Genomic DNA, 743 nt, shown 5'->3' with positions numbered 1-743 from the left:
AGGGTATTCAAGAAATTAAAGAGAACAGTATTATTACAAAGGATGGAAAAGAAAGACCAATTGACTGTTTAATCTATGGAACTGGTTTTGTTACCGATCCACGTATTTATTTAAAACATTTTACATGTATTGGTCGCAATCAAATTGAATTGAAACAGGCTTGGAAAAACGGTGCAGAAAGTTATTATGGAATTATGACCAAGAATTTTCCTAACCTATTTCAACTGGTCGGGCCAAATACCGTTTTAGGTCATAATTCGATTATATTTATGATTGAGTCACAAGTTAATTATATTTTACAGCTTATTGATCTAGTTGAAAAATCTGGACAGCACGCTATAGAAATTAAACCGGAAGTTCAGGATTCCTTCAATGAAAGAATACAAACACAACTTCAAGGTACTGTATGGCAAGCTGGTGGGTGTAGCAGCTGGTATCAAGCTGCCGATGGAAAGAACTTTTCTTTATGGCCAACTTATACATGGAAATATTGGCTAGACACTCGTAAAGTTAATCCTAAAGATTATTTGTTATTAAATAAATGCTCACAGAGCTATGCAGCATAATATGTTCAATACATAATAGATAGGTTGATAACAATCTATCTATTATTATATGGAGTCCATTAGTGTCATTATTCAATTTTTTCTTGTATTAGCATTTGGTTATTTTCTAGGTCCTAAACTTTCACTAAATATTCGGCATTTTATTTATAAAATCCTGCCTTATTATTCTTATATTTT

The 743-nt window shown here is 31.8% G+C and carries 1 pseudogene; it reads left to right on the top strand.

The annotated features are described in order from the left end of the window. Positions 1–566: pseudogene (locus ABD296_RS49555) on the top strand (4-hydroxyacetophenone monooxygenase); the annotation flags it as partial. Between the last annotated feature and the right edge of the window lie 177 nt (positions 567–743).

It is taken from the genome of Actinomadura napierensis, from assembly GCF_039529375.1.
GTDB classification, from domain to species: domain Bacteria; phylum Actinomycetota; class Actinomycetes; order Streptosporangiales; family Streptosporangiaceae; genus Spirillospora; species Spirillospora napierensis.
This window is presented reverse-complemented; position numbering and strand designations above follow the sequence as displayed.